Origin of the sequence: Enterobacter cloacae complex sp. SHL009 (genome assembly GCF_049237205.1) — a bacterium.
In the GTDB taxonomy this organism is placed as follows: Bacteria; Pseudomonadota; Gammaproteobacteria; order Enterobacterales; family Enterobacteriaceae; genus Enterobacter; species Enterobacter cloacae_M.
Map to the genome: position 1 here is coordinate 371,840 of NZ_JBMKIW010000005.1, position 14,686 is coordinate 386,525.

A 14,686-nucleotide genomic window follows, 5' to 3' on the forward strand; every position below is an offset into this window, starting at 1 on the left:
TATTTTAAACAAGTAATGCATAGATAACTCTGATAACAAAAACGGCTGAGAAATAAAATGGAAAACAATCAGAAATTTATTAGCACTATAAAAAATGAAACAGATTTTGAAGAGTTGGTCCGAAGATATGTTAGCCATGCTTTCGGAGTGGAAGCTTATCTCATTGGCGGCCCTTGGGATAATGGAAAGGACCTTGTATACAAGATAAGAAACAAAGAAATAAAAGAAGCAACTCAGATTTCCATCCAAGAAAATCGTCTTGAGGAAAAAATTGAAGCCGATTTAAAGAAAATTGCCACCTTGGTAGATGAACATAATTATCCCGCCACGCTTAATTTCTTTTGGAGTCACCCTGCCTCTGAATTCACATTAGATAAAATAAAATCCAAGGCCAAAAAGGAATATGGTATAACACTGGAATTTTTTGATGCCAAACGACTTGGACAAGATATAACAAATAACTATCCTGATCTACTTAACTTTCTAATTAAAGACATACATAAACTAAGTGCTAACACCGATCTAATTTTAGATATTAAACAGAGAACTTTTTATGAGTATTTACTCTTAAGCAAAGATAGCGCCAATTTAAAAAATTCAATTACTGACGCCAATATATTATCTCTTCTTTCAGAAGGAGATAAAACACTTGATGAAATATTTGAAAGTATTGACGGCATCTCTATAAAAAGAGGTACACTAATTGGAAGGTTAAATTACCTTTCCAAAAGCGGCAGAATTATACTAAATATACCTAACTACTCACTATCCTTACAAGAAAAAATAAGGATTGAGAACACCTTACTCAGGGAAACAGCCCAAGAAGTAGAGTTAATTGAATTACTTAAGCGCGAGCTCGTACAATATAATGGTGAAAAACTAGCAGCGCAAATTCTTGATTTAATAAAAAAAGCGTATGAAGCTTCAGTAGATGTACAAATAACTGAACTTGATTTTCAGCCACCGAAAGCACAAATAATAAAAACAATAATTAACGAATTAAGCGTATTAATTACTAAAAATTGCAATCTCGATTCGAACAACATTTCAGCTGAAGCATTATCACAACACTTAGTTGAATTAGCCAATGAAAGCAGTTATTTATCCGAACACTGCTCCGCTAAACTTTGTTTAAACTTATTAAGTAACCGGAAACTTGAAAAATATATTGAAGAAAAAATGTTTTTCATTTATCTAGATGCCCCAGTCTTAATTCCTTATCTCGCAGTAACACGATTTTCAAAAAAAGAATTATTAGATAGATCACTCAAGAATGTTAATATCATGCGAGAAAGTATCAATGGCCTCAAAAATAAAAAAATCAGGGCAACCATTGAGCATTTCGAAGAAACAGTCAGGCACCTTGAACAGGCTGACAAAATAAGCCAATTCGCTACAGCTGATTTAATTAATGAGCTTGGCGGAACCAAAAATGTATTTTTAAATATATATTTAAAATGGAAAGCTGACCAACCTGATAGATTTGGGTTTCATAATTTCTTGTTTGAGTTTATTGGAATTGAGGATGAAGACATACCAATTACAAATCGTTTTGATGCCTACGCTGCTTGCGTACATGATTTTCTTCAGGTATGTAACATTGAAATAATTGATTATTTTGATAATTTGCCAATAGACTATCTCTACAAAGTAAAGAGCAAATTCTCACGTGAAATTGCTTTAAAAAACCGAGCTCCGAAGGCAATTGAAAATGACGTTATTAGCTCAGCAGTTCTTGGTGATAACCGTTTACACTGTGATGATAAAGGTTACTTTAGCACACCAATGATTGTAACTCTAGATTCAACACAATATGAATTGAGAAACGTTGTACGAAGTTTTTATCCATCATATGAATGGTTAGTGTATACACCACAAAGAGCAATAGAACGTCTTTCAATGCTTGGAATGAAAATTTCACCATCATCTTTGAAAGATGGAGTGTTAGCTACAATTTCAGAAGAGTATTTCTTTAAAGAAAATACAACTAGTTTGATCGACACTCTTTCAATTATTGTTGGTGACAACCCTGCTGAGCAAGGGGAGATAGTTAATCTAATCACCCGATTGAAACGTAAAGTAATTGGTGAAAACATTGACCAGAATGAAATAGACATCGAAAAATACAATATAATTAGCCAAGTACTTTTATTTACACACAAAGAATTTAAAAATGAAATGAAAAAAGTGAGAAAACTATTTTCCGATGAAAAATACAAAGAGACCCTAGTGGATTTATTGAGTCACACTATCGTTTCTGGTTTTAATGAAAAGAGTAAGACTACATATTTAAAAAGTTTCACCACTTTACTTACCAAACTAGATTAAAATTAATTCATTAAACATGGGGTGAATTTTGCCCCATTGAATTATAAATCAAATACAATCATAATAACTCGTCTGAATATTAGTTTTTTTAAATACTAACATAGTTATGGTTTACCTCCCTGCCCAGCAGCGCTACAATGCCCGCCCTTAAAGTGGGGGATCTCCCCTTACCGCTGCACCTAGTGCACGCGGATCTGACCTGTCATCAGAACGAGAACAAACATGTTTAAACCGGAACTCCTTTCCCCGGCGGGAACGCTGCAAAATATGCGTTACGCTTTCGCCTATGGCGCCGACGCCGTGTATGCGGGCCAGCCGCGCTACTCGCTGCGCGTACGTAATAACGAATTCAACCACGAGAACCTGCAGCTCGGCATCAACGAGGCGCACGCTCTGGGTAAAAAATTCTACGTGGTCGTGAACATCGCGCCGCACAACGCCAAGCTGAAAACGTTTATCCGTGACCTGAAGCCGGTGGTCGATATGGGGCCGGACGCGCTGATCATGTCGGACCCGGGATTAATCATGCTGGTTCGGGAGAACTTCCCGGAGATGGATATTCACCTCTCCGTCCAGGCTAACGCCGTCAACTGGGCGACGGTGAAGTTCTGGAAGCAGATGGGGCTGACCCGCGTCATTCTGTCCCGAGAGCTTTCGCTGGAAGAGATCGAAGAGATCCGCACCCAGGTGCCGGATATGGAAATCGAAATCTTCGTTCACGGCGCGCTGTGCATGGCCTACTCCGGCCGCTGCCTGCTCTCCGGCTATATCAACAAGCGCGACCCGAACCAGGGCACCTGCACCAACGCCTGCCGCTGGGAATATAACGTCCAGGAAGGCAAAGAGGATGACGTCGGCAACATCGTGCATAAGCACGAGCCGATCCCGGTGACCAACGTCGAGCCTACGCAGGGCATCGGCGCGCCAACCGACAGAGTGTTTATGATTGAAGAAGCCAAACGCCCGGGCGAGTACATGACCGCCTTTGAAGACGAGCACGGCACCTACATCATGAACTCGAAAGATCTGCGCGCCATCGCCCACGTCGAGCGTCTGACGCAGATGGGCGTGCACTCCCTGAAGATTGAAGGCCGCACCAAATCCTATTACTACTGCGCGCGCACCGCGCAGGTGTACCGCAAAGCCATCGACGATGCGGCGGCCGGTAAACCATTCGATACCAGTCTGCTGGAAACTCTGGAAGGCCTGGCGCACCGCGGCTATACCGAAGGCTTCCTGCGTCGTCATACCCATGACGACTACCAGAACTACGAGCACGGCTACTCCGTTTCCGAGCGCCAGCAGTTTGTCGGTGACTTTACCGGCGAGCGCAAAGGCCCGCTGGCGGCCGTGGCGGTGAAAAACAAATTCACCAAAGGCGACAGCCTGGAGCTGATGACCCCGCAGGGCAACATGAACTTTACTCTGGAACATCTGGAAAACGGCAAAGGCGAAGCGATTGACGTGGCGCCGGGTGACGGTCATACCGTCTGGCTGCCGGTTCCGGAAGAGGTGGAGCTGAAGTTCGCGCTGCTGATGCGTAACTTCAACGGTGAAAGCACCCGAAACCCACACGGCAAATAGTCAATCAGGGAAATTTTTTCGCGCTGGGATAATTCTTAGAATCGGATCACATACCGCTTCGTTCAATACGGGTATTATCCCCCCGCTGAAAAACATAACCCATAAATGCTAGCTGTACCAGGAACCACCTCCTTAGCCTGCGTAATCTCCCTTACGCGGGCTTATTTTTTTTGCCTTCTCTCTCCTCAACCCAGGCAATCAGTTCGTCGATTTGCCCCTCCGAGAAGACGGCTATCCCATGCTCTGCGAGCAACGATGCAGCAACACCCCTCCCCGCTTTATGTATCCCGCGAAAAGATCCGTCATAAATAAACTGACTGCCGCACGTTGGGCTGCCATCGGTTAATAGTGCTGCGCTACACCCCGACTCCTGAGCAGCGCGTAGCGCGAGCCAGGCTGCAAGCTGATACTGCTCAGTCACATCCTGCCCTGTATTTTCACTAATTCTGGCTTGCCCGCGCATTACGTCTTTGCCATCAACGGACATAATCTCTGCCGGAGGACGAGGTACAGTCAGCCCGGCCGCAAGTTCAGGGCAGTGGATAACCAGACGCTGTTCCTGCTGCCAGCGAGCGAGCAGCTCGTTCATTCGCGCTTTTTCACTTCCGTTGTAACGAACCTTAAAGCCCATCAGGCACGCGCTTACCAAAATTTTATTCATCATCACTTTCCTGTGATTACGTTACTATCATCGCTGGAGTGTAACGCGCTTTCGGGCATATTTTGTTCCTTTCATCCTGTTCTTACCCGCTTTTTTCCTCTCTGCTATACACTCTTACTAACGCTAAAAAAGGGAGCAGCGCGGATGGCAACCTATCCAGACAGTTTATTGATTCTCAATGGCAAAAGTGCGGGCAACGATCTGCTGCGTCAGGCCATCATAGGTTTGCGTGACGATGGCGCGCGCATTCACGTTCGGGTGACGTGGGAAAAAGGCGACGCGGCACGCTATATCAATGAAGCTCTCGGGCTTGGCGTCAGCACCATCATTTCCGGCGGCGGCGACGGCACCATCAATGAGATTGCGTCAGCGCTTATCGACCTGCCCCCGGCAGACCGGCCGGTGATGGGTATATTACCGCTCGGCACCGCCAATGATTTTGCTACCAGCGCAGGGATCCCGGAAGAGCTGGAGAAGGCGCTCCAGCTGGCGATCCTCGGCAAAGCCACCGCTGTGGATATTGCGCAGGTGAATGATAAAACCTGCTTTATCAATATGGCGACGGGCGGGTTTGGCACGCGCATCACCAGCGAAACGCCGGAAAAGCTGAAGGCGGCGCTGGGCGGCGTGTCGTACCTGATCCACGGCCTGATGCGCATGGACACCCTGAAGCCTGACCGCTGCGAAATTCGCGGCGAGGATTTTCAGTGGCAGGGTGACGCGCTGGTAATTGGCATTGGCAATGGTCGACAGGCAGGCGGCGGTCAGCAGCTGTGCCCGGAGGCGCTGATCAATGACGGTCAGCTACAGCTGAGGATTTTCACGGGCGACGGCCTGCTGCCCGCGCTGTTTACCACGCTGACGCAGCCGGAAGAGAGTCCAAATATCATTGACGGGAAATCGGCGTGGTTTGAGGTAAATGCGCCGCACGGGATGACGTTTAACCTCGACGGAGAGCCGCTGAGCGGAACGCAGTTCCGCATTGAGGTGTTGCCCGGCGCGCTACAGTGTCGGCTGCCGCCGGACTGCGTGCTTTTGCGCTGATGTTTCGCACGGTGCGCGATGATGCCCTCTCCCACCGGGAGAGGGAGATGGAGCCGTCAGGCAATCGTGACTTTGCTATCCAGATAGACGTCCTGAACCGCATTGATCAGCTTCACGCCGTCGGCCATCGATTTCTTGAACGCCTTGCGGCCAAGGATCAACCCCATGCCGCCCGCACGTTTGTTGATCACCGCCGTACGCACCGCGTCTGACAGGTCGGTATCACCGCCCGCCGCGCCGCCTGAGTTAATCAGCCCCGCGCGGCCCATGTAGCAGTTCGCCAGCTGGTAGCGCACCAGGTCGATCGGGTTATCGCTGGTCAGCTTGCTGTAAACGCGATCGTCGGTGTAGCCAAAGTTCACCGCTTTATAGCCGCCGTTATTCTCGGCCATTTTCTGCTTCACGATATCCGCGCCGATGGTCGCCGCCAGGTGGTTCGCCTGCCCGGTCAGGTCGGCGGATACATGGTAATCCACGCCGTCTTTCTTGAACGCGTTGTTGCGCAGATATGCCCACAGTACGGTGACCATGCCCAGCTCGTGCGCACGCTCAAACGCCGCGGAGATCTCTTCAATCTGACGACGGGACTGTTCGGAGCCGAAGTAAATCGTCGCCCCTACCGCCACCGCGCCCATGTTGAACGCCTGCTCGACGCTGGCGTAAAGGGTCTGGTCATATTCGGTTGGGTAGCTAAGGGTTTCGTTGTGGTTCAGCTTCACGAGGAATGGAATGCGGTGGGCATAGCGACGCGAAACCGAGGCCAGCACGCCGTAGGTCGACGCCACGCAGTTACAGCCCGCCTCAATCGCCAGCTCAACAATGTTCTTCGGATCGAAGTAGAGAGGATTCGCCGCAAAAGAGGCGCCCGCAGAGTGCTCAACGCCCTGGTCCACCGGCAGGATTGAGAGATACCCGGTGCCGCCGAGCCGCCCGGTGTTGTAGAGCGTCTGCATATTTCGCAGGACCGCAGGCGGACGGTTGTTATCGATCATCACGCGGTCAACGTAGTCGTGACCAGGCAGATACAGCTGGTCGGCTGGAATGGTCATACAACGATGCTGTAAAAGGCTGTCGGCGTCTTTGCCAAGCAACTGCGCAATATCAGTCATGTGATACTCCCGTAAGTCCGACGTCGTGTCGGTGTGTGTTTATCCAGTCCCATCTTTTATGGGCAGACTAAGCCTGGTACCGACTTAACAGATTTTCCACCTTTTGCATTTTTTTTCAGCACAATCTGCTGGCTCGATTCGTGTACAACAAAACTGTTACATTGATCAAACAATCGCCACAAAGGTATTTAAAAGGTATTATTGAGTGGTATGTTAAAGGCGTACCCTCTCTGACATGCAGGATTAAAAAATGAAAACGAAAGTCCAACTGTCATTCATGATGTTTGTTGAATGGTTTATCTGGGGCGCGTGGTTTGTGCCGCTGTGGCTGTGGCTGAGCAAAAGCGGTTTTACCGCCGGGGAAATCGGCTGGTCTTACGCCTGTACCGCCATTGCCGCGATCCTCTCCCCGATTCTGGTCGGCTCGCTGACGGACCGCTTCTTCGCCGCGCAGAAAGTGCTGTCAGCGCTGATGTTCGCCGGTGCGATTCTGATGTACTTCGCCGCACAGCAAACCCAGTTCAGCACCTTCTTCCCGCTGCTGCTGGTTTACTCCCTGACCTATATGCCAACCATCGCGCTGACCAACAGTATCGCCTTTGCCAACGTGGACGACGTCGAGGCCGATTTCCCGCGCATCCGCGTGATGGGCACCATCGGCTGGATCGCCTCCGGTCTTGCGTGCGGGTTCCTGCCGCAGATGCTGGGCTACAGCGATATTTCCGACACCAACATCCCGCTGCTGATGACGGCAGCCAGCTCCGCCCTGCTCGGCGTCTTTGCCCTGTTCCTGCCGAATACGCCGCCGAAAAGTACCGGCAAGCTGGATTTCAAAGTGATGCTCGGGCTGGACGCGCTGATCCTGCTGCGCGACAGAAACTTCCTGGTGTTCTTCTTCTGCTCGTTCCTGTTCGCCATGCCGCTGGCCTTCTATTACATCTTCGCCAACGGCTATCTCACCGAAGTGGGGATGAAAAACGCCACCGGCTGGATGACGCTCGGCCAGTTCTCCGAAATCTTCTTTATGCTCGCCCTGCCGTTCTTTACCAAACGCTTTGGTATTAAGAAGGTCTTACTGCTGGGTCTGATTACCGCCGCCATCCGCTACGGGTTCTTCGTATACGGCGGTGCGGAACAGTACTTCACCTACGCCCTGCTGTTCCTCGGGATTCTGCTGCACGGCGTGAGCTACGACTTCTACTATGTCACCGCGTATATCTACGTGGATAAAAAAGCGCCGGTGCACATGCGCACCGCCGCGCAGGGCCTGATTACGCTGTGCTGCCAGGGCTTTGGTAGCCTGCTGGGTTACCGCCTGGGCGGCGTGATGATGGAAAAAATGTTCGCATACAAAGAGCCGGTGAATGGGCTGACCTTCAACTGGGCCGGAATGTGGACGTTTGGTGCAATCATGATTGCCGTGATTGCCGTGCTGTTTATGCTGTTTTTCCGCGAATCGGACAAAGAGATCGCCGCAATTGCGGTGGTTGATGGCGATACCGCGCTGACACAAGGGGAAGTTAAATGAAACAAGACCGTGTTCTCGGGGCCCTTTACGGGCAGGCGTTAGGGGATGCGATGGGCATGCCGTCGGAGCTGTGGCCGAGAAAGCGCGTCAAGGCGCACTTCGGCTGGATCGACCGCTTTTTACCCGGCCCGGCAGAGAATAATGCGGCCTGCTATTTCAAACAGGCAGAGTTCACCGACGATACCTCAATGGCGCTGTGCCTGGCGGACGCGCTCATCGAGTGCGACGGGGAAATTAACGCGGACATTATAGGCAAGCATATTCTGCGCTGGGCGCTCGATTTCGACGCGTTTAATAAGAACGTGCTCGGCCCGACCTCCAAAATCGCGCTTAATGCGATTCGCGACGGCAAGCCGGTGAGCGAACTGGAAAACAACGGCGTGACCAACGGGGCGGCGATGCGCGCGTCCCCGCTGGGCTGCCTGCTTCCGGCCACGCGTCTGGAACACTTTGTTGAGCAGGTGGCGCTGGCCTCCAGCCCGACCCATAAATCCGACCTCGCCATTGCCGGCGCGGTGGTGATTGCGTGGGCGGTTTCCCGTGCCGTCGACGGCGAAAGCTGGCAGAACATCGTCGATGCCCTGCCGGGTATCGCCCGCTATGCGCAGGAGGCGAAAACCACCACCTTCAGCGCGTCGCTGGCGGCGCGTATTGAGCTGGCGCTTAAAACCGTACGGGAAGCCAACGGGGTTGAGTCCGCCAGCGAGCAGATTTATCAGCTTGTCGGCGCAGGAACCAGCACCATTGAGTCCGTCCCGGCGGCCATTGCGATGGTCGAACTGGCGGAAACCGATCCGAACCGCTGCGCCATTTTATGCGCCAACCTGGGCGGCGATACGGACACCATTGGCGCCATGGCGACAGCCATCTGCGGCGCGCTCCACGGCGTCCAGGCAATTGACCCGGCGCTCAAAGCCGAACTCGACGCCGTCAACCGGCTCGATTTCGGCCACTATAGCGAGAAACTGCTGCACTACCGGGAGCAAAGGGAGGGCGTATGAGTTCATTTGCCCAACGTCTCGACACCCTGCACGCCACGCGCCCGCTGACGGTGCTGGGCGCGGCGGTGATAGACGTCATCGCCGACGCCTACGCCCTGCCCTGGCGCGGGTGCGATATCGAGCTCAAACAGCAGGGCGTGAATATTGGCGGCTGCGCGCTGAATATCGCCATCGCCCTGAAGCGGCTCGGCATTACAGCGCAAAACGCCCTGCCTGTTGGTCACGGGGTATGGGCGGACATCATCCGCAACGCCATGGCGAAGCAGGATCTGCACAGCGCCATCGAGGCCGAAACCGGCGATAACGGCTGGTGCCTGGCGCTGGTGGAGCCAGACGGCGAGCGCACCTTTATGTCCTTTAGCGGCGTGGAGAACCAGTGGCAGCAGCGCTGGCTTGATGTGCTTAACATCCCGTCGAAGAGCCTGGTCTACTTATCCGGCTACCAGCTGGCCTCGCCATGCGGCGAGCTGCTGACACGCTGGCTGGAGGGGTTGCGGGACGTGACGGCGTTTATCGATTTCGGCCCTCGCATCGCGGATATCCCCGACGCGCTGATGGCGCGGATTATGGCCTGCAGGCCGATCGTGTCGCTCAATCGTCAGGAAGCGGAGATCGCAGCCGAACGACTGGGCGTAGCGGCTGAAAACCTGGGTGCGGAGTGGCAGCAGCGCTTCGGCGCCGCGCTGATTGTGCGTCATGATAAAGACGGCGCCACATGGTATGACGGTGACGTCTCGGGCGTTGTTCCGGCGTTCCCAGCGACGGTTGTGGACACAATTGGCGCAGGCGACAGCCACGCGGGCGGCACGCTTGCCGGGCTGGCGGCGGGATGGTCACTGGCAGACGCCGTTCTGTTGGGGAATGCCGTGGCGTCCTGGGTAGTCAGCCACCGCGGCGGGGACTGCGCCCCGACTCGCGACGAATTATTCCTCGCACACAAAGACGTATAGATCGCTGCGACAGTAGCTGATGCTGTACTCAATCGGCCGGTGCTGTTGGTCAAGCGCAACCTGCTTGATCACCAGCACCGGTATTTTTTCGTCCATCTTAATGTGCGCCTGAAACTCGCTGTCCGGCATGCGGGCGCTAACCCGTGAACGGGTGCGCTGCGGGAAGATATTCTGGCTGCGGAAGTAGTCGTACAGCGAAATGCCAATCGCATCCGGATCGGGAATGAGGCCAACCGGCACCCAGGACTCTTCAATCGACACCGCATCGTCATCCACATAGCGAATGCGCTTGAGCAAAAAGACCTCGCTGTCCGGAGGAATCGACAGGTGGTTTGCGACCTCTTCCGGGCACTTCACCACCCGCTTGTTGACCCACAGCGTATTAGGCTTTTGGCCACGCAGCACTACCTGCTGGGAAAAACCGCGCGCCTCTTTCAGCGAATATTCAAAGATATTGTTGATTTGCGTGCCATAGCCACGGGAGCGCGTCACCACGCCCTCTTCCTCCAGCGCCTGCATCGCCTTTCGCACAGTGATGCGCGACACCCCGGTTAACTGGCTCAGATCGCGCTCGCCGGGCAAAATATTCCCGTGCTCCAGCACCCCGCTGCGCACCGCGTTTTTTACCGTTTCGGCAAATTTCAGGTACAGCGGCGTGTTGTCAGGCGCGGCGATCCGTTCATTCAGTTGAGCGATTAACCAGGTATGCGCTTGTTCCATCTCTGTTTTCTCAGGCGTGGTGTTTCCTGCCAGTATACTGGGTTACCACCATGCATGAAAATGATGAACCGGTCCAATACCGTGACCCACTTCCAGAGTATCGGCTTTTGCCAGCGCCGCCGAGAGCCAGGTTTTCGCTTCGCGCACCGTATCGGCCCAGCCGTCATGCCGCGGGCGCAGCGCCGCCAGCGCGGCGGAGAGCGTGCAGCCCGTGCCGTGGGTGTTTTTGGTCTGCACGCGCGGCGCGGTAAAGCGTACTTCGCCGTCGCGGGTAAACAGCCAGTCCGGGCTTTCGGCATCATCCAGGTGCCCGCCTTTCATCAGCACCGCGCCGCAGCCCATTGCCAACAGCGCGTTTCCCTGCTCTTTCATCTCGCGTTCAGTTTGCGCATGCGATGTGCCTAACAGCGCGGCGGCTTCCGGCAGATTGGGCGTGATAAGCGCCACCTGCGGCAGTAGCTTTGTACGCAGCGTCTCCACGGCGGAGGCGGAGAGCAGCGGGTCGCCGCTTTTCGCCAGCATGACGGTATCCAGCACCACGTTTTGCACCTGATAGCGTTTAAGCCGCTCGGCCACCGCTTCCACAATATCCGTCTCGGCCAGCATGCCGATCTTGGTGGTATCGATGCGCACATCGCTGAACACAGAATCCAGCTGCGCGGCAACAAAATCCGGCTCGATACGATAGACCGACTGCACGCCGCGCGTGTTTTGCGCCACCAGCGCGGTAATGACCGAGCAGCCGTACGCGCTAAGGGCCGAGAAGGTTTTGAGGTCGGCCTGGATACCCGCGCCGCCGCTGGGATCGGTGCCGGCAATGGTCAGGGCGTTAATCCGCTTCATGCCTGCTCCTCCAGCGTATAGAGCGCATCCAGAAACGCGCTGGCAAAACTGCCAGGCCCACGTGACTGCGCAACGCCCACCGTTCCGGCTCGCTTCATCCATCCGCAGGCGGCAGCGACGTTATCCATCCGGTCGCCAGGCAGCGAGCAGCTCGCCGCCACAACGGCAGAAAGCGCGCATCCGGTTCCCACTACGCGCGTCATCAACGGATCGCCGCCCGTTATCGTGCGGGTGCGTTGCCCGTCAGTGATGTAATCCACCTCGCCGGTGACGACCACAACGGCATTGGTCTGGCGAGCCAGCGCCTGTGCGGCGGGCACCGCGCTGGCTGCGGTATCGGTTGTATCAACGCCGCGCCCGCCCGCGCTCATTCCGGCAAGAGCAAGAATTTCGGAGGCATTGCCGCGAATGGCAGCCGGTTTCAGGGCGAGAATTTGATGGCAAAAGCGGGTGCGGAACGTCAGGGCGCCCGCAGCAACCGGGTCCAGCGTCCAGGGCTTGCCTGCAGCCACAGCGCTTTCTATTGCCCGACGCATCGCCTGGGCACGCGGCGAGGTCAGCGTACCAACGTTAATCAGCAGCGCATCGGCGATGCCGGCAAACTGTTCAGCCTCTTCGGCCTCAATCACCATCGCGGGTGATGCGCCAAGCGCCAGCAAAACGTTGGCCGTGAAGGTCTGTACGACATCGTTGGTCATACAGTGGGTCAGCGGAGAACGGGTTCGGAAGTGGTGTAAAACACGTAAATTGAGCAGGTCAGGCTGCATGGGTTCGCTCCTGCCTTGCGTGAAGAAGCGATGACCGGGAAGGCATCTGACTTCCCTACGCTGGCATTATCCAGATCAGGTAATACGGGTATTTCTCAGCCTTCAACGAAGAAGGGCACCCCGAGTCAAATAAAACAAAATCAAAAGCTTGCGATTAACGTCCCGTTAATCCCTGTTCTGGATCATGCCAGCGGAAAGCCAAAGACACAACCCTTCTAAAAACAGCATGTGTCCCAGCTTGTGGCTCACATTGTGGCTCACTGCGGTAACCTACTAATACAAAAAAGGCCGGGTAGCCCCAGCCTAAGTTTCACGGGTTGTTCTCATTTGTTTCCAAACTGGCAGATGCAAGTTTCCACTATGCTTCTACGCCAGAACAGGACTATCCGATTGTTTCCTCATCAGCAGTCAAGACGTCAGCATGAAAACAGCTCATATATTGGATACCAAACTAAGCAAAAAGCATAAAAAACCAAAAAAAAATCAATTTCAGATAAAAATATTAAAAAAAATCATCATACAATATGATAAATCCGTATTAATTATAGGCAAATAAATTCAGTTTTTTTTTCATTCATTTAGAAATAAATTGAAATAAAAAACAAAGAGAACTGACCATGCCTCAACGAATTCAGCAAATCCAAAGCATCGTGGCTCAAAGAGGAATCGAGCATCTTGTTCATTTCACTCGGGTCGATAACTTAGCAAGCATAATGCAAAATGGCATCATCCCAATTGCAAACACCGCCCAAAATCAAATTAATCCAGTCATTAATGATCCTTATAGATGGGATGGACATACAAATGCGTCATGTCTATCAATAACGCGACCGAACCACCATATGTTTTACAGGTTACGTTGCGATAACCCTCAAACTGAATGGGTTGTTCTACTTTTGCGTCCAGCTTTACTTTGGGAAAAACCATGTGCATTTTGTTGCCACAATGCTGCCGATGGAACAATGAGTAGCCAACCCCTAGATCAGCTTCAAGATACTGCCGCACTCTCAGGAATGTTTGATGAAATGCCAGCGTTACAAACTCGACAAGAGCAACGCTTGCTGCCCTACGACACTACAGATGCGCAAGCAGAAGTGTTAGTATTTGATACGATTGAGCCACATTATATTGTTGGCGCAGCATTCTGCAAACAAGCGGTAAAAGCAGATTATGAAAATCTGCTTTTGGGAAGAAATGTATGTTTGAACCAAGTAGGGGGCGGTTTCTTTGCTTCTCGCTCATTCGTTCGATAAGGTAGTTTCATGGCACAAAGACCAGTATACGTTCCTGTTGTTGAACAATCACTCTTCGTTAAAACCGAACTTGTGGAATTCAAGTGGTTTCCGGGCATGTCAGTTTCACAGAAACAGAAGTCTATCGACTCTCTTCATGAAGCAGCCAAAACAAATCTGCCAAATGTTGACAAAATTCTTGAGATTTCCAGCAAGTCGCGTGACAGTCTCGGTATTGCATTGAGTGCTTTTAACCTGTCTTTTACTACTCTGAAACACCAACGCACATTAACTATCGAATGTGCGTTTCAAGGTAGCAAAGTCTTCCAACGAGGGGGGCCATATACCGACATGTTTGACATGACTCCACGCGAGGCCAAAAAGGACAAACGTTTATTGACTTCTGGCAGACTAACCGGATTCAAGTTTTTTGGTAAAGAATGGGAACTGGAGCCACGTACTGCATTTTATGATTGGCTGTACATAAGTGCATTGAAAAAAAGTACCGAGCTAGCAGAGCAACTAATTGAATATTCAGCATTTACTGACATAGAGTTTAACCCTGAGCGCTCGATAAATTGCCAAGCATATTCTGCGGCATTATATGTTTCATTGTACAAACAAGGCATTCTTGATGATGCCATTGCATCTAAAGAGAGTTTCCTAGAAACGATCAAAAGTGCATCAATAAGTAATGCTCTTCAAGATGAAACAACTCAATCGGGTTTTGGGTTTTGAAAGCCGGGATTAACCCGGCCTCAATGTTTCAGTTTAGTCTTTCGATGCTGCTCATAATGAGCAAGTGCTGATTCCTGACCTGCCCCCAGTGTTAGATACAACTATCAGTTAGTAATGTCGGTTTGTTTACCTTCACATTTTTCATTTCGCCACCGTGCTGCAAACTCTGATGGCGTCTGAT

The 14,686-nt window shown here is 51.9% G+C and carries 13 protein-coding genes and 1 riboswitch; of the genes, 8 read left to right on the forward strand and 5 right to left on the reverse strand.

The genetic code is table 11. From position 1 onward, the window contains the following. The first annotated feature begins 57 nt into the window (after positions 1-57). On the forward strand, positions 58-2,328 hold the full coding sequence (locus tag ACOTZC_RS14715) for a hypothetical protein (RefSeq protein WP_421635840.1): 2,271 nt from the start codon (positions 58-60) through the stop codon (positions 2,326-2,328). A 222-nt stretch (positions 2,329-2,550) separates the two neighbouring features. Continuing rightward, positions 2,551-3,912, forward strand: a complete 1,362-nt coding sequence (gene yegQ / locus ACOTZC_RS14720; RefSeq protein WP_421635841.1) for a tRNA 5-hydroxyuridine modification protein YegQ — start codon at positions 2,551-2,553, stop codon at positions 3,910-3,912. A 151-nt stretch (positions 3,913-4,063) separates the two neighbouring features. On the opposite strand, the gene ACOTZC_RS14725 is transcribed toward yegQ, so the two are convergent. Then, positions 4,064-4,576, reverse strand: coding sequence for a DUF523 domain-containing protein (locus ACOTZC_RS14725; protein WP_163354000.1), 513 nt, complete (start codon positions 4,574-4,576; stop codon positions 4,064-4,066). 141 nt (positions 4,577-4,717) lie between these two features. Here ACOTZC_RS14725 and yegS point away from each other — a divergent pair, with 141 nt between their 5' ends. Next, entirely contained in the window at positions 4,718-5,617 is a 900-nt protein-coding gene (gene yegS / locus ACOTZC_RS14730) for a lipid kinase YegS (RefSeq protein WP_163354001.1), read from the forward strand. 56 nt (positions 5,618-5,673) lie between these two features. Here the strand turns inward: yegS and fbaB are convergent, their stop codons facing one another. Then, the gene (gene fbaB / locus ACOTZC_RS14735) at positions 5,674-6,726 is read right to left on the reverse strand and encodes a class I fructose-bisphosphate aldolase (RefSeq protein WP_023312424.1); all 1,053 of its coding nucleotides are present in this window, start codon (positions 6,724-6,726) and stop codon (positions 5,674-5,676) included. A 250-nt stretch (positions 6,727-6,976) separates the two neighbouring features. Here fbaB and ACOTZC_RS14740 point away from each other — a divergent pair, with 250 nt between their 5' ends. Genes ACOTZC_RS14740 through ACOTZC_RS14750 form a run of 3 tightly spaced genes read left to right on the forward strand, consistent with a single transcriptional unit; the run spans position 6,977 to position 10,205 of the window. Next, positions 6,977-8,254: a nucleoside permease gene (locus ACOTZC_RS14740; protein ID WP_045402954.1), complete on the forward strand. Its 1,278-nt coding sequence runs from the start codon at positions 6,977-6,979 to the stop codon at positions 8,252-8,254. Next, on the forward strand, positions 8,251-9,255 hold the full coding sequence (locus ACOTZC_RS14745; protein ID WP_126303451.1) for an ADP-ribosylglycohydrolase family protein: 1,005 nt from the start codon (positions 8,251-8,253) through the stop codon (positions 9,253-9,255). The genes ACOTZC_RS14740 and ACOTZC_RS14745 overlap by 4 nt, the downstream gene beginning before the upstream one ends. Next, entirely contained in the window at positions 9,252-10,205 is a 954-nt protein-coding gene (locus ACOTZC_RS14750; protein ID WP_045402948.1) for a PfkB family carbohydrate kinase, read from the forward strand. The genes ACOTZC_RS14745 and ACOTZC_RS14750 overlap by 4 nt, the downstream gene beginning before the upstream one ends. Here the strand turns inward: ACOTZC_RS14750 and ACOTZC_RS14755 are convergent. Genes ACOTZC_RS14755 through thiM form a run of 3 tightly spaced genes read right to left on the reverse strand, consistent with a single transcriptional unit; the run spans position 10,179 to position 12,535 of the window. Beyond that, positions 10,179-10,925: a GntR family transcriptional regulator gene (locus ACOTZC_RS14755; RefSeq protein ID WP_213751419.1), complete on the reverse strand. Its 747-nt coding sequence runs from the start codon at positions 10,923-10,925 to the stop codon at positions 10,179-10,181. The genes ACOTZC_RS14750 and ACOTZC_RS14755 overlap by 27 nt on opposite strands. 42 nt (positions 10,926-10,967) lie before the next feature. Next, positions 10,968-11,768, reverse strand: coding sequence for a bifunctional hydroxymethylpyrimidine kinase/phosphomethylpyrimidine kinase (gene thiD / locus ACOTZC_RS14760; protein ID WP_213751418.1), 801 nt, complete (start codon positions 11,766-11,768; stop codon positions 10,968-10,970). Continuing rightward, the gene (gene thiM / locus ACOTZC_RS14765) at positions 11,765-12,535 is read right to left on the reverse strand and encodes a hydroxyethylthiazole kinase (protein WP_163354005.1); all 771 of its coding nucleotides are present in this window, start codon (positions 12,533-12,535) and stop codon (positions 11,765-11,767) included. The genes thiD and thiM overlap by 4 nt, the downstream gene beginning before the upstream one ends. Positions 12,536-12,570: 35 nt before the next feature. Beyond that, positions 12,571-12,668, reverse strand: a riboswitch (TPP riboswitch). Positions 12,669-13,152: 484 nt separating this feature from the next. On the opposite strand from thiM, the gene ACOTZC_RS14770 reads away from it, so the two are divergent. Further along, the gene (locus ACOTZC_RS14770; protein ID WP_097649334.1) at positions 13,153-13,788 is read left to right on the forward strand and encodes a DarT ssDNA thymidine ADP-ribosyltransferase family protein; all 636 of its coding nucleotides are present in this window, start codon (positions 13,153-13,155) and stop codon (positions 13,786-13,788) included. 9 nt (positions 13,789-13,797) lie between these two features. After that, positions 13,798-14,505 (forward strand): DarT1-associated NADAR antitoxin family protein, encoded by a 708-nt coding sequence (locus tag ACOTZC_RS14775; RefSeq protein ID WP_032436673.1) that lies wholly within the window; start codon positions 13,798-13,800, stop codon positions 14,503-14,505. Positions 14,506-14,686 lie beyond the last annotated feature (181 nt).